This window comes from Micromonospora sp. WMMD961, assembly GCF_029626145.1.
Classification (GTDB): domain Bacteria; phylum Actinomycetota; class Actinomycetes; order Mycobacteriales; family Micromonosporaceae; genus Micromonospora.
This window is the reverse complement of record NZ_JARUBJ010000002.1, coordinates 2,151,896-2,173,950: the sequence shown is the minus strand read 5'-3', so window position 1 is coordinate 2,173,950 and position 22,055 is coordinate 2,151,896. Positions and strand designations below refer to the sequence as shown.

The following is a 22,055-nucleotide window of genomic DNA, read 5'->3' as shown; positions in this document are numbered from 1 at the left end:
GGCCCGACGTGTGGATGCCGGGCCGTCGGCGGTCACGTCGCCAGCCGGTAGCCGGCACCCCGGATCGTCTCCAGCCGGTCCCGGCCGAGCTTGCGGCGCAGATAGCCGATGTACACCTCGACGGCGTTCGGCGCGGTCTCCACGCTCGCGTCCCAGACGTGGTCCAGCAACTCGGTCTTGGAGACGACCTGGCCCGGCCGGCGCATCAGGTAGTCCAGCAGCGCGAACTCCCGCCCGGTCAGCGTCACCTCGGCGTCGGCCCGGGTCACCTGTCGACGGGCCGGGTCCAGCCGCAGGTCACCGACGGCGAGCACCGTCGGGCGCTCCGGCGCGCCTCGGCGCAGCAGCGCTCGCAGTCGGGCCAGCAGCACCACGTACGAGAAGGGTTTGGTCAGGTAGTCGTCGGCGCCGCAGTCCAGGCCGTCGGCCTGGTCGTACTCGCCGTCCTTGGCGGAGAGCATCAGCACCGGCAACCAGTGCTGCTCCGCCCGCAGCCGCCGGACCAGCTCGTAGCCGGAGAGGCCGGGCAACATCACGTCGAGGATCATCGCGTCGTACCCGCCGTACCGGGCCGCGTCCAGGCCGGCGGGGCCGGTCCCCGCCACGTCCACCGCGAACCCCTCGGCCTGCAGCCCACGTTGCAGGGCAGCCGCCAACCGGGCCTCGTCCTCCACCACCAGCAAGCGCACCACCCAAGAGTGCCACCCGGGTCAATCGGGACGATCCGGCTTCCTCAGCACGCTCACAGCACCAAGGAGGCAGGATGTTGTACAGGAGGTGTCACCATGTCCGCCCTGAGGAGCCGTCCCGTCCTTCGTTGGCTGGTCCCGGCCACCGCGGCCGTTGCCGTGATCGGCGGTGGCGCGGCGATCGGCACGTTCGCCGCCGAAGCCGAGCCGAGCCTGCCACCACGCACCGCAGCCCAGCTCCTGGTCGACCTGCAGACCTCCCGGCTGGAGGGGCTGTCCGGGACCGTCGTGCAACGCGCCGACCTCGGCCTACCGCCCCTCGTCGGTCTGGTCCCCGGCAACGAGCTGACCACCATGCTGACCGGAACGCACACCCTGCGGGTGTGGTATTCCGGCCCGGATCGGCAACGGGTCGCGCTCCTGGACACCCTGGGCGAGCAGGACGTGATCCGCAACGGCCGGGACCTGTGGACCTGGCAGAGCCGCACCAACACCGCCACCCACCGCACCCTGAACGGGGACGCCGGGGCCGCAGAGCCGGCTCCCGAGGCGGCAGCCAACCTGCCGGCCACCCCGCAGCAGGCCGCCGACCTGGCGTTGGGCGCGGTCGACCCGAGCACCGAGGTCAGCGTCGGCCGGTCGGCCACCGTCGCCGGCCAGGACGCGTACGAGCTGGTGCTCCAACCGCGGGACGGGGCATCACTGGTGCACCAGCTGCGGATCGCCATCGACGCCAAGCGCCACGTGCCGCTGCGCTTCGAGGTGCTCGCGAAGGGCAGTGACCGGCCGGCGTTCGAGGTGGCCTTCACCGAGGTCGACTACCGCCGCCCGGACGCCGACCAGTTCACCTTCAACCCGCCGCCCGGCGTGACGGTCACCGAGGAGAAGGCCGAGGCGCCGACTGCCGGTAAGCCCGGTCACGCCGTACCGCCGACGGCCGGCAAGCCCGGTCGCGCCGACCCGGCGGGTGACCCGAAGGTCCGCGCGGTGGGCTCCGGCTGGACGACAGTGCTGGTCGCCCGCCTCGACGGGCCCCTCGCGGGTGGGAAGGCCCCGGTGAAGCCAGCGGCACCGGCCGCCGGCTCGGCGCCGGACGTGGACGTGTCGAAGTTCCTCGGTGGGCTGGCGGCCGTCAACGGGGACTGGGGCAGCGGCCGGCTCCTCACCAGCAAGCTGTTCAGCGTGCTGCTCACCGACGACGGCCGGGTGCTTGCCGGCGCTGTCACTCCGGAACGGCTGTACGAGGCCGCCCGCAGCTGATCCTGCGGTGTCAACGCCGGGTCGACCTGACAGTCGGCCCGGCGTTCCGCTGCCCGGGTCAGGAGGCGGTGGGCGCGCCGAGGGCGTCGAGGTAGGCGTCGGCGAGGACCGCGTGGCCGGGCAGGTGCGGGTGTACGCGGTCGTCGGCCCAGCGCTTTGCCGGGCTCACCGCCAGCACCCGGTCGAACGCCGCCTGGTTGGCCACGTGCACCGCGTCGAACTCGACGGCCAGCCTGGCCACCACCGCCGCGTACCGGTCGGTGTCGGCGCGCTGCGGGACGTTGCGATCGGCCTCGATGAAGAACGGGTCACCGAGGATCAGTCGGCATCCGGTGGCGTCGACCGCCCGACGGAGCAGGTCGCGCAGGGTGCGCTCGTACTCCTCGATGCCGACGGCCTCATCCGGCCGGTCACCGTAGTGGCGCCAGATGTCGTTGATGCCGATCAGCACTGCGAGCCAGTCGGGGCGCTCGGCGATGGCGTCGTCATCCCAGCGGGCGGCCAGGTCCCGTACGGTGTCGCCGTTCACACCCCGGTTGACCCATTCCAGCCGCAGCTCGGGGTGCCGTGCGTCGACCAGGGCGCGCACGAGGCTGACATAGCCGTTTCCGTAGGGCGCGTAGTTGTCGCGTCGACCACAATCGGTGATGCTGTCGCCGATGAAGACCACCCGTTGACCGGTCCGCAGGATCATCCGCCGCCACCTCGCGATCACCGGCGCGCCAACCCGACCGGCTTGGTGCGAACCGGCGGGGCGCGCTATCTTCAACAGTTCGAGGGCACAAAAAAGAACGGCTGAAAGCCGTTCCTGCAAAGGATTCTAATCTTTAGGGAGACGGCTTGTCAAGGCACTCCGGCGGTTCCGGCGAATTGCCGCTCGACGACGAGATCGGTCGCGAGCAGGAGTACGTCTCGATGCTCTACGACCGGCTGGACGGGCTGCGTGAGCAGGCCGCTCACCGGCTCACGGCCGAGCTGCGCAACACCGGCGGCACCCTTCAGGACCGCTCGCAGCGCGACAGCTCGGTAGCGATGTACGCCGACCAGGTCGAACAGTTCTCCGCCGTGGAGAACGGGCTGTGTTTCGGCCGCCTCGACGGCGACGACGACTCCCGCCACTACATTGGCAGGATCGGCATCTTCGACACCAGTGGCGACTACGATCCGCTGCTGATGGACTGGCGGGCCCCCGCCGCCCGCCCGTTCTACCTCGCCACTGCCGCGAACCCGCAGGGCGTACGCCGACGCCGGCACCTGCGCACCCGGCAGCGCAAGGTCACCGGGCTCAACGACGAGGTGCTCGACATCGACACCGCCTCCCCCGGCGGCCACGAGGAGCTGACCGGTGAGGCGTCACTGCTCGCCGCGCTCAACGCGGGCCGCACCGGCCGGATGCGCGACATCGTCGAGACCATCCAGGCCGAACAGGACGAGATCATCCGCGCGGAACTGCCGGGCGTCATGGTGGTCCAGGGCGGGCCGGGCACCGGCAAGACCGCTGTCGCGCTGCACCGGGCGGCGTACCTGCTCTACACGCACCGTCGTGAACTCTCCAGCCGGGGCGTGCTGCTGGTCGGCCCGAACGCGACCTTCCTGCGCTACATCTCCCAGGTGCTGCCGACGTTGGCCGAGACCGGCGTGCTGCTGCGTACCCAGGGCGATCTCTTTCCGGGGGTGAGCGCCCAACGCGTCGAGCCCGCCGAGACGGCAGCGCTGAAGGGGCGGGCGGTGCTGGCCGAGGTGCTGGCGCTGGCGGTGCGGGACCGGCAGTGGGTGCCGGACGAGCCGCTGGAGATCGAGGTCGAGCGGGAGACGCTGACCCTGGACCCGGAGACGGTGCGTGCCGCCCGGGATCGGGTACGCCGGACCGACCGGCCGCACAACCTGGCCCGCGCGCTGTTCGACGTGGAGATCGTGCACGCGCTCGCCGAGCAGGTCGCCGAGCGGATCGGCGCCGACCCGCTGGGCGGGGACAACCTCCTCGACGAGGCGGACCGGGCCGAGATCCGGCGGGAACTGCGGCAGGAGTCGGAGATCCGGGCCGCCCTCGACCGGCTGTGGCCGGTGCTCACCCCGCAGCGGCTGCTCGCCGACCTGTACGCCGACCCGGACCGGATCGCCACCGCCGCGCCGATGCTGAGCGAGGACGAGCGCGCGCTGCTGCGGCGCGAGCCGGGTGGCTGGACGCCGGCCGACGTGCCGCTGCTCGACGAGGCCGCCGAACTGCTCGGCGAGGACGAACGGGCCGCCGCCGCCCGGCGCGACCGCATCCGGATGATGGAACGGGAGTACGCCGAGGGTGTGCTGGAAATCGCCCGGGGTTCCCGCTCGATTGACGTCGAGGACGAGGCCGAGGGCGGTGAGATCCTCGGCGTGACCGACCTCATCGACGCCGACCGGCTGCTGGAACGGCAGGAGGAGGCCGACCGGCTGACCACCGCGCAGCGGGCCGCCGCCGACCGGACCTGGGCGTTCGGCCACGTGATCGTGGACGAGGCGCAGGAGTTGTCGCCGATGGCGTGGCGGCTGCTGATGCGCCGCTGCCCGAGCCGGTCGATGACGATCGTCGGCGATGTCGCGCAGACCGGCGCGCTCAGCGGTACGCCCTCCTGGGCGGACGCCCTCGCCCCGTACGTGGCGCAGCGGTGGCGGCTGACCGAGTTGACCGTCAGCTACCGCACCCCCGCCGAGATCATGGCGGTCGCCGCTGACGTGTTGGCCGAGATCGACCCGGCGCTGCGTCCACCGCGCTCGGTGCGCGAGAGCGGCGTACCCCCGTGGGACCGGACGGTGCCCGACGAGCGGTTGGCGGCCGAGTTGGTCGCCGAGGCCGCCCGCGAGGCCGCCGGGCTGACCGACGGCCGGCTCGGCGTGCTCGTGCCGGCCGGGCGGGTGGGCGAGTTGGGCTCGGCCCTCACCGCTGCGCTGCCGGAGGCCGCCGTCGGCGAGCATCCGGAGCTGGAGAGCCGGGTGGTGGTGCTGACCGTCGCGCAGGCCAAGGGGCTGGAGTTCGACTCGGTGCTCGTCGTCGACCCGGACCGGATGGTGGCCGAGTCGCCCCGGGGCCGCAGCGACCTGTACGTCGCCCTGACCCGCGCCACCCAACGCCTGGGCATCCTCCGCCCAACAGCCTGACCTTCAACCCCACCTGTGGTGATCATGGGGTTGACCTGGCCTTCGATCTCCTACGGCCAGGTCAACCCCATGATCATTCGCAGCTGGTCGGGCTGTGCCGGGTCAGTCCGGGGACCTGTCCCGGATGGACTTCGCCGGGCCGGTCGCCGAGGTGGACTGGTCGCTGGTGCCGCCACCCATCGGAGTGCTCAGGCCGCCGGTGGTGGCGTCGCCGGTGGTCGTCGGGGCGACCTTGCCCGGATGCCGCTCGGGTTGGCGGGCCACCCGGCGTACGCTCGCCGGCCCGGCGGTGCCACCGGTGGTGGTCACCGCGCCCTGCCCGCCGACGGGGCCACCGTCGCGCAACACCTGTGGGTCGATCCACTCGTTCGCCGGGTCGAGCGGGTCGTCGCGCTGGATCTGGCTCTCCACATCGGTGCGGGGCACTGTCACCTCGTCGAGGGCGCCCTTGCCGTACACGCCACCGGCGATCCGATCCTCGGCCTCGCGGGCGGCGTCCTGCCGCATGTCGTCCTCACGCACGTCCATCACCTCGCAGAAGCTGTGGAACTGACTGCGTGCCCGGCCACCGGCCGGCCAAACCCGACGTGAGCGGCGGTCGTCCACGGCGGTTCACCGTCGCGCCGTCCGCTGGCCGCCTTCCCGCCGCGCGAGATGTCCATGCTGTCCGGCGACCGGTGGGAGATGCCCGCCGGCAGGAGGGGATGACAGCGTGCGCACAGTACGCCGTACCGCCGTCGCGGCTTTGGTGGCCGCGACGGTGACAACCGGGCTCGCGGTGCCCGCCCAGGCGAAGCCGCGGCCGGACCGGACATTCGACGTGCAGGCCCACCGGGGCGGCCTCGGGCTGCGGGTGGAGAACACCCTGGCCTCCTTCGGCAACGCCCTCCAACTCGGGGTGAGCACCCTCGAACTGGACGTGCAGATCACCGAGGACGGTCAGGCCGTCGTCACCCACGACCGGAAGATCGGCGGCGCCAAGTGCGTCGACACCACCCCGGTGACGCCCGGCGACCCGGAGTTCCCGTACGTCGGGAAGTACATCAACACGCTCACACTGGCCCAGGTGCGCACGATGGACTGCGGGTCGAAGACGCTCGCGGACAAGCCGGGGCAGGTTGCCGCCCCGGGTGCCCGGATGCCGATGCTGCGTGAGGTCTTCGCGCTGGTCAACCGCTACCGGGCGAAGGACGTGAAGCTCAACGTCGAGACCAAGGTCGAGGCCGGGGCGCCCACCGAGACCGCGCCCCGCGAGCAGTTCGTCCAGGTCACCGCGGCCGAGATCCGCGCCGCCGGCCTGCTCAAGCAGGTCACCATCCAGAGCTTCGACTGGGGTGCGCTGATGCGCATGCGTCAGGTCGAGCCGAAGCTGCCGCTGGTCGCCCTGACCAACTACGACTTCCTGCAGACCGGCAAGCCCGGCGCCTCGCCGTGGCTGGGCGGGCTGGACATCGACGACTTCGGCGGCGACCCGATCACGGCGATCCGCAGCTTCGGCGCCAGCGCCTTCTCGCCGGTGCACGGGATGCCGCAGAACGGCACTGTCACCGACCCCGGCTACCAGCCGTACGTCACCAAGGAGATGGTCGCCCAGGCGCACCGCTACGGGATCAAGGTGATCCCGTGGACCGTCGACGACGTGCCGACCATGGCCAAGCTCATCGACGACGGTGTGGACGGCATCATCACCGACTACCCGGACCGGTTGCGCGGCCTGCTTGCGCAGCGCGGCTACCGGCTGCCGAAGGCGTACGCGTCACCGTTCGACATCCAGGCGCACCGGGGCGGTCGGGCCACCCGGCCGGAGAACACCCTGCCGGCGTTCGCGAACGCGCTGTCCAACCGGGCCATCTCGACGTTGGAGCTGGACACCGGTGTGACCGCCGACGGCAAGCTCGTGGTGCTGCACGACCGCACGGTCAACGGTTCGCACTGCGTCGACACCAAGCCGGTGCGCCGCAACGACCCGAAGTTCCCGTACGTGGGCAAGCCCGTGCACGAGCTGACCCTGGCGCAGCTCAAGACCGTCGACTGCGGCACGAAGACGCTGCCGGAACTGCCCGCGCAGGTGCCCGCTCCGGGTGCCCGGATCCCGACCCTGGACGAGGTCTTCGCCCTGGTGAAGGCCAGTGGCCGCAGTGACATCGGGATGAACATCGAGACGAAGATCAGCCCGGTGGTGGACGACACCGAGCCGTACCGCAGCTTCACCCGCAAGCTGGTCGACGCGATCCAGCGCGCCGGTTTCACCAACCGCGCCACCATCCAGTCGTTCGACTGGCGCACCATCACCTACGCCCGCCAGCTCGACCGGCGGATCGGCACCGTCGCGCTGGTCTGGCAGTACGGCCCGGCCGAGTGCGCGACCGTCGCCGACGAGTGCTCGTTGCAGGCGGCGTACGGCAACCCGTCGGTGAAGAGCCCGTGGACCGGCGGGCTGGACTGGTGGAAGTACCGGGACCTGGGCAAGCTGACCCGGGCCGCCGGCGCTGGCACGGTGTCGGCCAACTGGCAGGTGCACGACCCGAAGCAGGGCACTGTCGCCTCGGCCGACTGGTACCTGCGGGAGGACCCGGCATACTTCCACGGACCGGACGTCCAGACCCTCCAGACGCGGGACGACCTGAAGGTGATCCCGTACACCGTCGACGACGCCACGGTGATGCAGCGGGTCATCGACCTCGGCGTCGACGGCATCATCACCGACGACCCGGACCTGTTGGTGAGCGTGGCCATCCGCAACGGCCTGCGCTGACCTGCCCGACAACCGATCGCCGGCCGGATTTTTCCGGCCGGCGATCGGTGTTACCTGCTCCGGGGCCTCGGGTAGTCGGGGGTTGTCCCCGCCACGAAAGCGAACCGTGCCGTGGCCGAAACGCGGTAGCGGGGCGAGGGAAGGCAGGTACGACTCATCGCATCCTGAGGAGGACCAGATGAGCACGCAGGCTGCTTCCACCCGGCCGATGAACCGGCCCATGAACGACCCGCAGAACCCCGCCTCGATGCGGGACATGCAGACCCAGCAGATGCCGTCCATGCGGGACGGGCACCGAGACCCGATGCCGTCGCCGGGCACGGAGACCAAGCAGGCGTTCCTGACGACGGAATTCTGGGTCTACGCCGCCGCGGTCGCGCTCGTGGTCATCGCCGCGTTCTGGAAGGGCACCACCGCCAACGGGCTGAACATCAACAACCCGAGCCAGGCGTGGCTGTTCCTGACCATCCTGACCGGTGGTTACCTGGTCAGCCGTGGTCTGTCGAAGGCCGGCTCCGCGCGCCGCTCCGGCAGGGAGCGCAGCATGCACTGACGCGCCACGCGTAGGACAGTGGCCTCCGGGAGGACGCCCGGAGGCCACTGTCGTCGCTTGTGGAGCTGTTACTCGTCGCCGCCGAAGTCGCCGAAGTCGCCCTCGAACGCGTCCTCGATCATCTCGCCGGCGATCATGCCGCCCGCGACGCCGAGCGCCGCGCCGGCCACCATGCCGCCCATGCCCATGCCGCCCCGGCCGTGGCCGTGGCCGTGGCTCGGGCCGTACTGCGAACGGAGGCTGCCGTAGCGGGACGTGGTCTCACGCAGCCAGCCGTCGACGACCTGCGCCCAGTCGACACGGTCGACGTCGGCGTGCGACACCTGGTAGCGACCGAACGCGTCGTGCCCGGCGCTGAGGAACCCACCGCGCTTGTCGCACTCCAGGATGACCTCGACGCCGTACTGGTTGGTCACGAAGGTCAACTCGACCTCGTTGATCGTGCTCGCGTACTGCGGGGAGGCGAAGAACTCGATCTCCTGGTAGAACGGCAGCGTCTGCTGCACGCCCCGGATGTGACCGCGCTCCAGGTCAGCGTTCTTGAACCGGAAACCGAGGCGCTGGAACGCCTCCAGGATCCGCTCGTGCACCGGCAGCGGGTGCACCGCCACCTGGTCCAGGTCGCTCTTGTCGACGGCGCGGGCCACCGCCAACTCGGTACGCAGGCCCATCGTCATGCCGCGCAGGCGCTGCCCGTACACGTCGGTGATCGGGGTCTCCCACGGAATCGGCAGCTGAAACGGGATCGAGAGCTGCTGCTTCGGGGCGAGCTGCAACGGGCCGCTGACCACCATCCGGTGGAACTCCATCGTGCCCGCGTACTCGGTGTCGTGTCCTTCGACCTCGACCCGGGTGACCAGGCCGATCACCACCTGCTCGATGGCGGCCTCGGCATCGCCACCGACGAGGTTGACCTGCCCGTCGAGGGTCAGGCCGGGCCGGGTGTTGGGGTTGGTCAGCACGGTGTCCACGCTGGGACCGCCCACGCCGAACGCGCTCAACATCTTCTTGAAGACCATCGGAACTCCTGTGCGACAGCCGACCGATCCAGGATGGAGTCGGACGTTCACTCACCGCGCACCCTATCCAGCACCCCTGTGAGATGGCTGTGAAGCGCGCCGGATCGGCGAGGTGACGTCTGCGATCAGCAGGTCGGCCGCACGCTCGGGGTCGTACTCGGCCCGCCTGAGCAACCCGTCGACCCAGCAGTGGCCGGAGAGGTCCGCTCCGTCGGTGACGTCGAGGTAGAGGCCGAGGTCGCACCGTTCACCGAAGACCGCGACCTCCAGGTCGGACCGACGCCGGTGGACGGCGTGCAGAAGCAACCACGCCGACTCGTCACGCCGGGCGCGCAGCAGCGGGTCACACTCGCGCAGCGCCTCGGCGACAGCGTCCACGCCGGGATCGAAGCCGTCCAGCAGTGGTACCAGCGACGGGTCGCCCAGGTACGCGGCGGCCCGGAAGGTGAGCGGGTGGACCTCGTCCTGGGCGAGCAGGTCGCGTACCAGGGGAAGCGCCCGGGGGTCCCGCCGCCGCGCCAGACCCCGCGCGCCCTCCGCGCGTACCTCAGGGTGGGTGTCCTGGGTACGGTCCCAGAGCGCCTGGCGGACGGCTGCCCCGTCGGCGGTGCTCACGAAACCCAGGCCGAACGTGGCCCACTCCCGAACCTGCGGATCGGAGTCGGTGCAGAGGGTGATCAACACCGCCTCGCCGGCCGCCACCGGCGGATCGTCGAGCACCGATGGCACCGCCACCGCGACCTGGAAACGCACGTCAGCGTCGGGGCTGCCCGCGAGGGCCACCAGGGTCGGCAGAGCTCGGCCGTCGAAGGTGTCGCCGAGGGCACGCGCGATCGACCAGTGCACCTCGGGGTCGGACTCGTGCGCCGCCAACCGGATCAGGGCGGTAGCGACCTCTTCGCGCAGGTCCATGTGCCGGCTACTCGTCGCGCCGAGCAGGTCGCAGGCCGCCGCGCGAACCACACGGTCAGGATCCGAGAGTTTGCCGACAGCCAGCCCGACGGCCTCCGCGCCCGAGTCGGCGGCGCGACGAAGCAGGTCGGACCCGTCGTCGGAGTCGCCCGACTCGACGACGCCACGTAGGCGCTGCACCGCCTGGTCGAACAACTCCGCCACCTCGTGCGACTTCACCGCCGGATGGTGCCACACCAGATGATCGACGGCTGGGCCGTTCTCGCCGTGATCAACTCGGGTTCCCGAGAACTGCGGTGTCCGAGCGACCGGGACACCCCGGTTTCCAGGAAGCCGAGTCGATCAGGGGTGGGTGCGGGCGAATACGCCGTCTTTCACCCCGGTGACGAACGCGGTCCATCGATCGGCGCTGTAGACGAGGGTGGCCGCCGCCCGATCCTTGCTGTCGCGTACCGCCACCCGACCGGACCCATCCAGCACCGGCCCCGCCTCGACACAGTTGCCGCCGTTGTCCGGACTTCTGGTGCTGACGTGCCAGGCCACGTTCGGCATGGACTCGCTCATGACAGCTCCTCCGCGAGTGCTGTTATCAGCTTCGCCGACTCGCTCACGCTGAGTGCGGCCTCCCTCAGGCGATCGTACGCGCGGACGTATCGCAAAGCATTGCCCGATTCGAGGAACAGGCGCCCACCGAGCGTTTCGGCATGGGCTACATCGGGATACGGAGCTGGCATTTTGAAGAGCCAGAACGTCCCGTCCAACCCGGCGTGCAGCCCGAGGGTCAGTGGGACGATGCGGATCTCGATCGTTGGTCTCGCCGTCGACCTCGCCAGGTGGCTCAGTTGCGCGGCCATCACGCTCCTGCTCATCACCGGCCGCCGTAACGCCGACTCCTCGATGATGACGGCCAGCCTGGTCGGTGACGGCCCGTCCAGGAGCCGCTGCCGGTCGATCCGTAGTTGAACCCACCTTCGGATTTCCACCTCGCCGGCTGAACTTGGCTCCGCGTTTCTGATGACCGCCTCGGCGTAGTCACGCGTCTGAAGCAGGCCGGGTATCAGCAGTGACGCATAGGTGCAGACCTGTTCAGCTCTCGACTCCAGCCAGGGGAAGTCGATGAACGAGGTGTCGTAGATCGTCTTGTCGAAGCCGCTGTCCCAGCGGTCCACGCGCCAGGCATCCTGGGCGAGCTGGATCATCCGCTCCCGCTCGCCCTCGTCATAGACGCCGTAGAGGTCGAGTAACGCGATGACCAGATCCCGCCGGAACGGCCACTCTGCCCTCTCGTAACGGGCCAGCGACGAGAAGTCACGCTCAAGGTACTGGGCGACGTACTTGAGGGTCAGCCCACGCTGCTCGCGCAGCTCGCGCATCTGCTGGCCCAGCCACTGAGCTCGAAGCGTACGGACGAACGGCTCCCTGTTCGCGACCATGACCACCTCTCGGAGTATCCCGTCAGGGAATCTGTTGGTGTCGTTGCACCAATGCCGAAGCCACTGGAAACGTGGCCTGCGGGTGAGGGTGATCGCCGGCCCCCGGGGACGCCCGGTGCTAACACGGCAACCGCGGCTGTGCCAACAGCCGAGAAGGTGACGAGAGACGGCTTCGCGAGTGGCAGTCGCATACCGGCTCTCGTCGGGTCTCAACTGGAGCGTCGGGATGTGCGATTCCCGGCTCCGAACCGACTTGACGAATAACTACCACGGGAAAGGGCGCTCCCGCGACCCTGACCCGCCCGCCGATTCACGACGCGCGAGGTGACGAATGACCCGAGGCACGCTCTACGACGGCACGCGGCTGGCGCGGCTGCACCCGAGTCAGGTGCGCGACCGGCAGTTCTCCACTGTCGGCTTCGGCCGCCGGGGTCTCGACCCCCGGGAGGTACGGCGGTTTCTGCACCGCGTCGCGTTGGAACTGGCGACGCTGCATCACGATGTCGCTCGGCTCGGCGAGGAGAACGCGCGGATCAAGCGGGCGCTACGCGACTGGCAGAGCGCCTGGTCCGACCGGCGTCAGGCATGAGCCCGGGCTGGGAGCACCAGTACAGCGGGCTCTTCACGCCGCTGCCGCGCTTCGCCGTCGAGGCGTACACCGAAATGGTGGAGCCGACGCCCCGGTACGTGATTCATCTGCCGGTGGTGGTCGCCGACCTGGCCGGGGCCTTGGACCTGGCCCGGACGCTCGCTCGCGAGCTGGCCTCGATGCCGCAGGTCGACGTCGGCGGTAGCACCGTCTCGGCCGAGGACGCGCAGCACGTACGACATTGGGTTTTCTGCGACCGGGTCATGCCCGACCGCCGCCGGTGCGCGCGGCAGGCCGACCACGACGACGCCTGCTCGCCTGTCGACGACCCCTAGATCGACATCTACCCTCGTAGACGATGAAGACGGGGAATCGGGCACGTGCGGCCGCGCTCGCTGCGGCAGTCGTGCTGCTGATGGTGCTCGGATGCGACACGGCTGCCGTGGACGAGACGCGTGGCTGCCGGGAGCAACGGCAGGCCGACGAGGCGAAGGTACGGGTCAGTCGCTGGGAGTCGCCGGAGGAGCTTCCGTTCGTCGGTGAGTATTCGGAGATCCATTGGCAGGCGCGCGCGTTGGGCAATCCGTGCTCACGGGTTCCGGGCCCGACGGACTGGGAATACCAGGGCGTCATCGTTCTGCGTCCCGAGGACGCGCACAGGTTGGCCGAGCAGTTCGACTTCGTTCCGTTCGCCTCCATCGACCCGGCCGAACTGCTCCACTCACACACGCCGACGGACGTGCGACCGGACCTCGTGCCGTTCCTCCCGACCAGGCCCCGTTGGCTGCACAGCGAGATCTACAACGAGACAGCGCCGTCGACACGGTGGCGGGTGGTGTTCCTGGATCTGGAGCATCGAACGCTCCTGTTCATGCTGAACGACCACTAGCGCCGGTAGAGGTGGTGGCCGAAAGGCGAGTGGCCGGCTGCTGTCAGGCGGGCGGGGCGCTCGACTCGGCCGGCGCGCTCGGCGCCGGCCTCCGTGCGTAGACCGTCGCGGTGATCAACCAGACGGGCGCGGCCAGCAGCACCCCTGTCGACCATCCCAGATCGATCATGGAGTTGTGGTGCTGGACAAAGTCCAAAAGGCCTCCCCTTTCGGGCACCACAACTCCATGATCGACGCAAACGCACAGGCGCGGGAGTGCGGTCAGTCGGGTTCCACGACGACCAGCTCGCCGACCTGTTCGCCGATCGTGGTGCGGGCTTCGGCGGGCAGCCCGGCGTCGGTGATCAGGACGTCGGCGGCTTCCAACGGGGCGATGGTGGCGATGCCGATGGTCTCCCACTTGGTGTGGTCGGCGAGCACCACGAGCCGCCGGGCGGCGCCGATCAGGCACCGGTTGACGCCGGCCTCCAGCAGGTTCGGGGTGGTGAAACCGGTGCGCGGGCTGAGCCCGTGCACGCCGAGGAAGAGCAGGTCGACGTTGAGTGCGCTGATCGCCGCCTCGGCGACCGGCCCGGTCAACGCGTCCGACGGGGTGCGGATGCCGCCGGTCAACACGACGGTCTGGTCGGCACGCGGGTTCTGGTAGAGCGCGTCGGCCACCGGGATCGAGTTCGTCACCACGGTCAGCCCGCGTACGTCGGAGAGCAGCGTCGCCAGCGCGGCGGTGGTGGTGCCGGCGGACAGGGCGATCGCCATCCCCGGCTCCACCATCAGCGCGGCCCGCTCGGCGATGGCCCGCTTCTCCACCTGCTGCCGGATCGACTTCGCCGCGAAACCAGGCTCCTCGGCCGAACCCGGCCCGGCGAGCGTCGCGCCGCCGTGCACCTTGTCCACCAGGCCGCGCTCGGCGAGCACCTCCAGGTCACGCCGGATGGTCATGTCGGACACGCCGAACCGGCTGACCAGGTGACTCACCCGCACACCGCCACGCTGGCGGATCAGATCGAGGATGGCGGTCTGCCGCTGCTGGGCGAGCATCTGGGGAACCTCCTTCACGCCGTGCCCGTCGTGCGGATCAGGCCCGATCCTCACGGATGACAGCCACCTCACCGGCGGGCACCGTCAGCTCACCGGCACACGGTGCGCCAGTCAACAACTCGACGCCGTGCACCGGTAGCCGTACCTCGGCGTCGGTGTGGTTGATCGCGAACAGCCAGGTGCGGTCGCCGTCACGGCGGCGTACCACCTCCACGCCCGTCGGTGCCGGCGCGGCCGGGCGGACTCCGGCCTCGTCGACGAGCCGGGCGACCAGCCGGTCGGTGGCCGGCTCGTCCAGGCGGGTGCCGACGTACCAGGCGGCGCCGTCGCCGACCCGGTGCCGGGTCAGCGCCGGCACACCCGGCAACGGCCCATCGGTGTACGACGCGAGCACCTGCGCGCCCTCGGCGTGCAGCCACTCGGTCCACACGTCGGCGGTGCTCCCGTCGTCCAGTCGGACCTGTTCGCCCTCGCGCAGCGGGAAGAACTCTTCGGTCCGTACGCCGAGCAGCTCACGGAACGCGCCGGGGTAGCCGCCCAGCCGGATGTGGTCGTTGGCGTCCACGATGCCGCTGAAGTAGGTGACGGCCGCGGTGCCACCGCCCTCGACCCAGCGGTGCAGGGCCTCCACGTCGGCGTCCCGGACCAGGTAGAGGGTGGGCACCAGGACCAGCCGGTAACCGCTGAGGTCGGCCGACGGGTGGACGACGTCGGCCGTCACGCCGGCCCGCCAGAGCGCGCCGTACAGGGCGTTCAACCGGTCGGCGTAGGTGACGTCGACGCTGGGGTGCGAATCCAACTCGACCCCCCACCACGCCTCCCAGTCGAACAGGATCGCCACGTCGGCGTCGACCCGACTGCCGCGTACCTCAGCGAGGGCCTTGAGGTCCGCGCCGAGCTGACAGACCTCGCGGAACACCTTGGTGTCCGGCCCGGCGTGCGGCACCAGCGCGGAGTGGAACTTCTCGGCGCCGGCCCGGGAGGCCCGCCACTGGAAGAACAGCACCCCGTCCGCGCCCCGGGCGACGTGCGCCAGGCTGTTGCGGCGCAGTTGCCCGGGCAGCTTGGCCACGTTGCGCGGCTGCCAGTTGACCGCGCTGGTGGAGTGCTCCATGAGCAACCACGGCGCACCGCCGGCGACGCCGCGGGTGTGGTCGGCGGCGAGCGCCAGCCCGAGGTGCGCCTGCGGGTCGGCTGCGGTGAGGTAGTGGTCGTTGGAGACGAGGTCCACGTCGGACGCCCAGGAGTGGTAGTCCATGTGCTTGACGCCCAGGCCGATCATGAAGTTCGTGGTGATCGGCTGGCGGACCATCGTCTTCAGCAGCTCGCGCTCGGCGCGCAGCAGGGCGCGCTGCTCGTCGGAGGAGAAGCGCAGGAAGTCCAACTGCTGGGTGGGGTTGGCGAAGGTCGGCGCGGCGCGCGGCGGGTTGATCTCGGCCCAGTCGCCGTAGCGCTGGCTCCAGAACGCGGTGCCCCAGGCGTCGTTGAGCCGGTCCAGGTCGCCGTAACGCTCCCGCAGCCAACCACGGAACGCCTCGGCGCTGACGTCGCAGTAGCAGTGCACGTTGTGGCAGCCCAACTCGTTGGAGACGTGCCACATCACCACGGCCGGGTGCTCGGCGTACCGGCCGGCGACCGCCCGCACCAGCGCCAGCGACCGCTCCCGGAACACCGGCGAGCTGGGGCAGTACGCCTGTCGTCCGCCCGGCCAGAGGATCGCGCCGTCGGCGCGGCGGGGCAGGGTCTCCGGGTGTGCGCGGGCCAGCCAGGGCGGTGGGCTGGCGGTGGCGGTGGCCAGGTCGACCTGGATGCCGCCGTCGTGCAGCAGGTCCAGCGCCCGGTCCAGCCAACCGAACTCGAACCGGCCCGGCGTGGGCTCCAGCAGCGCCCAGGAGAAGATGCCGACGGAGACCAGGTTGACCCCGGCCCGGCGCATCAACTCGACGTCTTCCGACCAGGTCTGCTCGGGCCACTGCTCGGGGTTGTAGTCGCCGCCGAAGGAGATGCTGTCGCCGTGCCATCGTCGCATGACAGCTGAGGGTGCACCCGGTCGAGCACGCAAGTCAACAGGTTCCAACATCGACTTTCTTTCCAACGTTTACCTCGTAACAGCCGTGTCACGACTGGGTTATCAGAGGCGAACATCCCTCTTGACAGCGGCCTGCGGACGGGTAGCTTGATGCCCCAATGGCCGTTCGTGTTTGCCAATGTGGATTCTCGGTGGATCCCGATGTGTGATCACGACGACGGATTCGCCTTCACCACCCTCTGATGGCCCTTGGACTAGCCCCTCTTCATCCGCAGGAGGCACAGATGTCCCGTCCCCAATCCCAGGCCGAGTACCTGGCTCGGCTCGTACCGCCCTCCGTTGCCGGCATCAACCGACGCTCGCTGCTGGCCGGCGCGGCCGGCACCGGAGCCCTGCTCGGCACCGGTCTGCTCGCCGGCTGCGGCGACGACTCCGGCTCCGGCGGGTCCACGAAGGACGTGTCGCTCGGCTCGAACCAGTCCGACCCGAAGCCCAAGGACGTCCTGGTCAAGGTCACCGACGGGTTCAAGACCTCGTCCGGGGTCCAGGTCGCCATCAACACGGTCGACCACAACACGTTCCAGGAGAACATCAACAACTACCTGCAGGGCAAGCCGGACGACGTGTTCACCTGGTTCGCCGGCTACCGGATGCGCTTCTTCGCCCAGAAGGGCCTGGCCGGCGACATCAGCGACGTGTGGGGCAAGCTCTCCGGCTACTCCGACGCCTTCAAGAAGGCATCCACCGGCGACGACGGCAAGCAGTACTTCGTCCCGGCGACGTACTACCCGTGGGCGGTCTTCTACCGCAAGTCGGTCTGGCAGCAGTACGGCTACCAGGTGCCCACCACCCTGGACCAGTTCACCGCCCTCGGCGCGCAGATGAAGAACGACGGACTCACCCCGATCGCCTTCGCCGACAAGGACGGCTGGCCGGCGATGGGCACGTTCGACATCCTCAACCTGCGGATCAACGGCTACCAGTTCCACATCGACCTGATGGCCGGCAAGGAGGCCTGGACCTCCGACAAGGTCAAGAAGGTCTTCGACACCTGGGCCGGCCTGCTCCCGCTGCACCAGCCGGACAGCCTCGGGCGCACCTGGCAGGAGGCCGCGCAGTCGTTGCAGCAGAAGAAGAGCGGCATGTACCTGCTCGGCCTCTTCGTCGGCCAGCAGTTCAGCAACGACGAGCAGGACGACCTCGACTTCTTCACCTTCCCCGAGATTGACCCGGCCATCGGCGCCAAGGCGTTGGACGCCCCGATCGACGGCTACATGATGGCCCGCAAGCCCAAGAACGAGGACAACGCGCGCAAGCTGCTGGAGTACTTCGGTGGCAAGGCCGCAGCGGACATCAACCTCAAGAACGACCCGGCCGTCCTCGTCGCCAACAGCGGCGCGGACGTCGGCGGCTACACCGCGCTGCAGAAGAAGGCAGCCGAGCTGGTCGGGTCGGCCACCGAGATCGCCCAGTTCCTCGACCGGGACACCCGGCCGGACTTCGCCTCCACGGTGATCATCCCGGCGATCCAGCAGTTCATCAAGAACCCGAAGGACATCAGCGGGCTCGTCTCGTCCATCGAGAACCAGAAGAAGTCGATCTTCACTGACTGACGGCGGAAGGGGGAGGACATCGTGTCCGACCTGCCCCTGATCCAAACGGATCGCGCCGTGCCGCCGCCGGCCGCGACCACCTCCACGGGTGGTCGTCGTCGGCGGCTACGGCTCCTGTCCCGCACCGACCGCGTGGTCATCACGCTGATGGTGCTCGTGCCGCTGCTGCTCGTCACCGGCTTCGTCTGGCTACCGGCGGCGGCCACCGTGCTGCTCTCCGGCACCAACTGGGACGGCATCGGCCCCCTCAACGAGATCGAGTTCGTCGGCGCCCGCAACTACGACGACGTGGTGAACATCTACCCGCCGTTCGTGCCGGCGATCCAGCACAACCTGCTCTGGTTGGCGGCGCTGTTCGTGGTCGCCACACCGTTCGGCATGTTCCTGGCCGTCCTGCTCGACAAGGAGTTGCGCGGCAGCCGCTTCTACCAGACCGCGCTCTACCTGCCGGTGGTGCTCTCGCTGGCGTTGATCGGCTTCGTCTGGCAACTGCTGTACTCCCGCGACCAGGGCCTGATCAACGCGGTGTTCAACAGCAACGTCGACTGGTACGGCGACTCGAACGTCAACATCTGGGCGGTCCTGGTCGCCTCCGGGTGGCGGCACGTCGGATACATCATGCTGCTCTACCTGGCCGGGCTGAAGGGCGTCGACCCGTCGCTACGGGAGGCCGCGGCCGTCGACGGCGCCTCCGAGGCCCGCACCTTCTTCCGGGTGGTCTTCCCGGTGCTGCGACCCATCAACATCATCGTGCTGGTGGTGACCGTGATCGAGTCACTGCGCGCGTTCGACCTGGTCTGGGTGGTCAACAAGGGCCGCAACGGGTTGGAGCTGATCTCCGCGCTGGTCACCCAGAACGTGGTGGGTGAGGCGAGCCGGATCGGGTTCGGCTCGGCACTGGCGACGATCATGCTGGTCGTCTCGCTGGTCTTCATCACCATCTACCTGGCGACCGTGATGAGGGAGAACCGGGAATGAGCGTCGACACTCCGGTCCGCCGGCGCAAGCTGACCCCGCTGCGGCTGCTGCTGCACGGCTTCCTCATCGCCGTCTCGCTGGCCTGGCTCTTCCCGATCGCCTGGGCGGTCCTGACGTCGCTGCGCTCGTACGACTACACCGCCGCCAACGGTTACGTGTCGTTCGGCGGCTGGACCTTCGACAACTACGTCACCGCCTGGCGCACGGCCGAGTTCGGCCAGCACTTCCTCAACTCGCTCTACATCACCGTGCCGGCGGTGCTGCTGACCCTCTTCCTCGCGTCCTGCGTGGCGTTCGTGATCGCCCGGTTCAGTTGGAAGCTCAACATCATCCTGCTCGGGGTGTTCACGGCGGCCAACCTGCTGCCCCAACAGGCGCTGCTCATCCCGCTGTTCCGGATGTTCACCGAGGTGCCACTGCCGGAGTTCATGAGCGACTCCGAGTTGCTCTACGACAGCTACTGGGGCCTGATCCTGATCAACGTCGCCTTCCAGTGCGGGTTCTGCGTCTTCGTGCTCAGCAACTACATGAAGGCGCTCCCCCGCGACCTGTACGAGGCGGCAATGGTCGACGGAGCGAGCATCTGGCGGCAGTACTGGCAGGTCACCATGCCGCTGTGCCGGCCGGCCCTGGCCGCGCTGGCGACCCTGGAGGTGACCTGGATCTACAACGAGTTCTTCTGGGCCACCGTCCTGATGCGCACCGGCGACAAGTTCCCGGTGACCAGCTCGCTGAACAACCTGCGCGGCGAGTTCTTCACCGACAACAACCTGGTCTCGGCAGGCAGCGTCCTCGTCGCGATCCCCACCCTCGTGATCTTCTTCATGCTCCAGCGGCACTTCGTCCGGGGCCTGACCTTGGGAGCCTCAAAGGGATGACGATCCTGCACCTGCGCCGCGCGCGGACCAGCCTGGTGCTCGACGCGCGCGGCCCGGGAATGCCCCGGGTCGTGCACTGGGGCGGCGACGTCGGCGACCTCGACGACGCCGGCCTTCGCCAGCTCACCGACGCGACAGTACCGCCGGTGGTGCCGAGCAGCTTCGACGAGCCGCCCGTGCTGTCCCTGCTGCCGGAGGCGAGCGCCGGCTGGAGTGGTCGCCCAGGCTTGGCCGGGCACCGCGACGGACGGGACTGGTCCACCTCCTTCCGCCTCGACGGGTGGGACCTGCACGACATCGCCCCGGAACCGGGTCACCTGGCTGCGGGCGGCGAGGTGGTGGGCGTACTCCCGGCCGACGGTGGGCACGACGAGCCCGGCGCGGCGTTGCTGAGCGTGCGGGCGTCGGACCCGGCCGCCGGGCTGGCCCTGACCATCGAGATCATGCTCGACCCGCACGGCCTGCTGACCATCCGGCACCGGCTGCGCAACGACGGCGACACGGCGTACGAGCTGCGGGAGCTGACCCCGGTCCTGCCGGTGCCACCGGTCGCGACCGAACTGCTGGACCTCACCGGCCGGTGGTGCCGGGAACGCTCCCCGCAACGGCACCCGTGGCAGCACGGCGCCTGGATCCGCGAGGGCCGGCACGGGCGGACCGGGCACGACGCCACCCTGCTACTGGTCGCGGGCACCCCCGGGTTCGGCTTCGGCCACGGCGAGGTGTGGGCGGTGCACACGGCGTGGAGCGGTGATCACGTCACCGTCGCCGAGCGCCGGCCCACCGGCGAGTCGACCCTCGGCGGCGGCGAGTTGCTGGCGCCCGGTGAGATCCGACTCGGCCCCGGCGAGTCGTACGAGACTCCCCTGCTCTACGCGGTCTGGTCCGACACCGGGCTGGACGGGCTCAGCGAGGTGCTGCACACCCATCTGCGCGCCCGCCCCGGGCACCCGCGTTCCCCCCGGCCGGTCACCCTCAACGTCTGGGAGGCGGTCTACTTCGACCACGACCTGCAGCGGCTGCGGGCCCTCGCCGACCGGGCCGCGCAGATCGGGGTGGAGCGGTTCGTGCTCGACGACGGGTGGTTCCGCGGTCGGCGCGACGACACCGCCGGCCTCGGCGACTGGTACGTCGACGAAGGTGTCTGGCCCGACGGCCTGCAACCGCTCATCGACCACGTGACCGACCGGGGCCTCCGGTTCGGACTCTGGGTGGAGCCGGAGATGGTCAACCCCGACTCCGACCTGTTCCGCGCGCACCCGGACTGGCTGTTGGCCGTACCGGGGCGGCTGCCGCCGGCGTGGCGCAACCAGCAGGTGCTCGACCTGGGCCGCCCCGAGGCGTACGCCTACGTGCTGGAACGTCTCGACGCCCTGCTCACCGAACACCCCGGCATCAGCTACCTCAAGTGGGACCACAACCGGGACCTCACCGAGGCCGGGCACCATGGCCGACCCGGTGTGCACAGGCAGACCCTGGCCGTCTACCGGCTCCTCGACGAGCTGCGCAGCCGTCATCCGGGCCTGGAGATCGAGAGCTGCTCGTCCGGCGGTGCCCGGGTGGACCTGGCCATCCTGGCCCGCACCGACCGGGTCTGGGCCAGCGACTGCAACGACGCCCTGGAACGGCTCAGCATCCAACGGTGGACCGGGCTGCTGCTGCCGCCGGAGCTGGTCGGCACGCACATCGGCCCGCAGCGCTCGCACACCACCAACCGGGTGCACGACCTCGGTTTCCGGGCGGCCACCGCGCTCTTCGGCCACCACGGCATCGAGTGGGACATCGCCTCGATCAGCGCCGCCGAGCAGACCGAACTGGCCGCCTGGGTGGCACTGCACAAACGGCTGCGCCCGCTCCTGCACGCCGGCCGGGTGGTCCGGGTCGACCACCCGGACCCGGCCGTCTGGGCACACGGCGTGGTCGACCGCGACAAGACCCGAGCGGTGTACGCGGTGGCGCGGCTGGCCACCTCCGCCACGCCGTCCCCCGGCGCGGTCCGGCTGCCCGGCCTGGACCCGGAGCGCCGTTACCGGGTGGGGCCGGTCTCGGACGTGCCGTTGCCGGCGACCATCGACCGGTCCGCGCCGGCCTGGTTGACCGACGGTGTCGTGCTGACCGGGGCGGCGTTGGCCCGGGTGGGTTTGCAGATGCCCGCACTGCACCCGGAGCAGAGCCTGGTGCTGGAGGTGGCCGAGGCCGCCTGAAAATCTTCGGTCAGGGTGTCGAGAACGGTGCCGTCTGCTTCTACCTCAGGGTGAGAGCACCGAAGATGGTGCGCAGGTGTG

The 22,055-nt window shown here is 70.0% G+C and carries 21 protein-coding genes; 11 read left to right on the top strand and 10 right to left on the bottom strand.

All coding sequences use genetic code 11. From position 1 onward, the window contains the following. Positions 1-32 precede the first annotated feature (32 nt). On the bottom strand, positions 33-689 hold the full coding sequence (locus O7614_RS10330; RefSeq protein ID WP_278138236.1) for a response regulator transcription factor: 657 nt from the start codon (positions 687-689) through the stop codon (positions 33-35). A gap of 96 nt (positions 690-785) precedes the next feature. On the opposite strand from O7614_RS10330, the gene O7614_RS10325 reads away from it, so the two are divergent. Beyond that, positions 786-1,949 (top strand): sigma-E factor regulatory protein RseB domain-containing protein, encoded by a 1,164-nt coding sequence (locus tag O7614_RS10325; RefSeq protein WP_278138235.1) that lies wholly within the window; start codon positions 786-788, stop codon positions 1,947-1,949. A gap of 58 nt (positions 1,950-2,007) precedes the next feature. On the opposite strand, the gene O7614_RS10320 is transcribed toward O7614_RS10325, so the two are convergent. Then, positions 2,008-2,643: an SGNH/GDSL hydrolase family protein gene (locus O7614_RS10320; protein ID WP_278138234.1), complete on the bottom strand. Its 636-nt coding sequence runs from the start codon at positions 2,641-2,643 to the stop codon at positions 2,008-2,010. A gap of 146 nt (positions 2,644-2,789) precedes the next feature. On the opposite strand from O7614_RS10320, the gene O7614_RS10315 reads away from it, so the two are divergent. Beyond that, complete coding sequence (locus O7614_RS10315; protein ID WP_278138233.1) at positions 2,790-5,084, top strand: ATP-binding domain-containing protein; 2,295 nt, start codon at positions 2,790-2,792, stop codon at positions 5,082-5,084. A 102-nt stretch (positions 5,085-5,186) separates the two neighbouring features. Here the strand turns inward: O7614_RS10315 and O7614_RS10310 are convergent, their stop codons facing one another. After that, a complete protein-coding gene (locus tag O7614_RS10310; RefSeq protein WP_278138232.1) occupies positions 5,187-5,606 on the bottom strand; it encodes a hypothetical protein in 420 nt (139 codons plus the stop codon). Positions 5,607-5,796: 190 nt separating this feature from the next. Here O7614_RS10310 and O7614_RS10305 point away from each other — a divergent pair, with 190 nt between their 5' ends. Continuing rightward, positions 5,797-7,839, top strand: a complete 2,043-nt coding sequence (locus O7614_RS10305; RefSeq protein WP_278138231.1) for a glycerophosphodiester phosphodiesterase family protein — start codon at positions 5,797-5,799, stop codon at positions 7,837-7,839. A gap of 178 nt (positions 7,840-8,017) precedes the next feature. Next, positions 8,018-8,392 (top strand): hypothetical protein, encoded by a 375-nt coding sequence (locus O7614_RS10300; RefSeq protein WP_278138230.1) that lies wholly within the window; start codon positions 8,018-8,020, stop codon positions 8,390-8,392. Between the two features lie 68 nt (positions 8,393-8,460). Here O7614_RS10300 and O7614_RS10295 read toward each other — a convergent pair whose 3' ends face one another. The 4 genes from O7614_RS10295 to O7614_RS10280 all read right to left on the bottom strand — a co-directional run bounded on the left by O7614_RS10295 (position 8,461) and on the right by O7614_RS10280 (position 11,756). After that, positions 8,461-9,411, bottom strand: coding sequence for a sporulation protein (locus O7614_RS10295; RefSeq protein ID WP_278138229.1), 951 nt, complete (start codon positions 9,409-9,411; stop codon positions 8,461-8,463). 63 nt (positions 9,412-9,474) lie between these two features. Further along, a complete protein-coding gene (locus O7614_RS10290) occupies positions 9,475-10,542 on the bottom strand; it encodes a HEAT repeat domain-containing protein (RefSeq protein WP_278138228.1) in 1,068 nt (355 codons plus the stop codon). Positions 10,543-10,665: 123 nt separating this feature from the next. Next, positions 10,666-10,887, bottom strand: coding sequence for a DUF397 domain-containing protein (locus O7614_RS10285; RefSeq protein WP_278138227.1), 222 nt, complete (start codon positions 10,885-10,887; stop codon positions 10,666-10,668). Beyond that, positions 10,884-11,756 (bottom strand): helix-turn-helix transcriptional regulator, encoded by an 873-nt coding sequence (locus tag O7614_RS10280; protein WP_269683640.1) that lies wholly within the window; start codon positions 11,754-11,756, stop codon positions 10,884-10,886. The genes O7614_RS10285 and O7614_RS10280 overlap by 4 nt, the downstream gene beginning before the upstream one ends. 331 nt (positions 11,757-12,087) lie before the next feature. On the opposite strand from O7614_RS10280, the gene O7614_RS10275 reads away from it, so the two are divergent. The 3 genes from O7614_RS10275 to O7614_RS10265 all read left to right on the top strand — a co-directional run bounded on the left by O7614_RS10275 (position 12,088) and on the right by O7614_RS10265 (position 13,234). Further along, the gene (locus O7614_RS10275) at positions 12,088-12,345 is read left to right on the top strand and encodes a DivIVA domain-containing protein (protein ID WP_278138226.1); all 258 of its coding nucleotides are present in this window, start codon (positions 12,088-12,090) and stop codon (positions 12,343-12,345) included. A gap of 74 nt (positions 12,346-12,419) precedes the next feature. Then, positions 12,420-12,680, top strand: a complete 261-nt coding sequence (locus tag O7614_RS10270; RefSeq protein ID WP_278142213.1) for a hypothetical protein — start codon at positions 12,420-12,422, stop codon at positions 12,678-12,680. Positions 12,681-12,703: 23 nt separating this feature from the next. Continuing rightward, positions 12,704-13,234, top strand: a complete 531-nt coding sequence (locus O7614_RS10265) for a hypothetical protein (protein ID WP_278138225.1) — start codon at positions 12,704-12,706, stop codon at positions 13,232-13,234. A 43-nt stretch (positions 13,235-13,277) separates the two neighbouring features. On the opposite strand, the gene O7614_RS10260 is transcribed toward O7614_RS10265, so the two are convergent. The 3 genes from O7614_RS10260 to O7614_RS10250 form a co-directional block, all read right to left on the bottom strand. Then, on the bottom strand, positions 13,278-13,403 hold the full coding sequence (locus tag O7614_RS10260) for a hypothetical protein (protein ID WP_278138224.1): 126 nt from the start codon (positions 13,401-13,403) through the stop codon (positions 13,278-13,280). Positions 13,404-13,495: 92 nt separating this feature from the next. Continuing rightward, complete coding sequence (locus O7614_RS10255; RefSeq protein WP_278142212.1) at positions 13,496-14,272, bottom strand: DeoR/GlpR family DNA-binding transcription regulator; 777 nt, start codon at positions 14,270-14,272, stop codon at positions 13,496-13,498. Positions 14,273-14,309: 37 nt separating this feature from the next. Then, positions 14,310-16,301, bottom strand: coding sequence for a beta-galactosidase (locus tag O7614_RS10250; protein WP_278138223.1), 1,992 nt, complete (start codon positions 16,299-16,301; stop codon positions 14,310-14,312). A 284-nt stretch (positions 16,302-16,585) separates the two neighbouring features. Here O7614_RS10250 and O7614_RS10245 point away from each other — a divergent pair, with 284 nt between their 5' ends. From O7614_RS10245 to O7614_RS10230, 4 genes are read left to right on the top strand one after another with little or no spacing between them, the layout of a single operon-like run. Further along, positions 16,586-17,914 (top strand): ABC transporter substrate-binding protein, encoded by a 1,329-nt coding sequence (locus O7614_RS10245; protein ID WP_278138222.1) that lies wholly within the window; start codon positions 16,586-16,588, stop codon positions 17,912-17,914. A 21-nt stretch (positions 17,915-17,935) separates the two neighbouring features. After that, entirely contained in the window at positions 17,936-18,892 is a 957-nt protein-coding gene (locus O7614_RS10240) for a sugar ABC transporter permease (protein WP_278138221.1), read from the top strand. Further along, positions 18,889-19,770, top strand: coding sequence for a carbohydrate ABC transporter permease (locus O7614_RS10235; protein ID WP_278138220.1), 882 nt, complete (start codon positions 18,889-18,891; stop codon positions 19,768-19,770). The genes O7614_RS10240 and O7614_RS10235 overlap by 4 nt, the downstream gene beginning before the upstream one ends. Beyond that, positions 19,767-21,974 (top strand): alpha-galactosidase, encoded by a 2,208-nt coding sequence (locus tag O7614_RS10230; protein ID WP_278138219.1) that lies wholly within the window; start codon positions 19,767-19,769, stop codon positions 21,972-21,974. The genes O7614_RS10235 and O7614_RS10230 overlap by 4 nt, the downstream gene beginning before the upstream one ends. Positions 21,975-22,055: the final 81 nt, after the last annotated feature.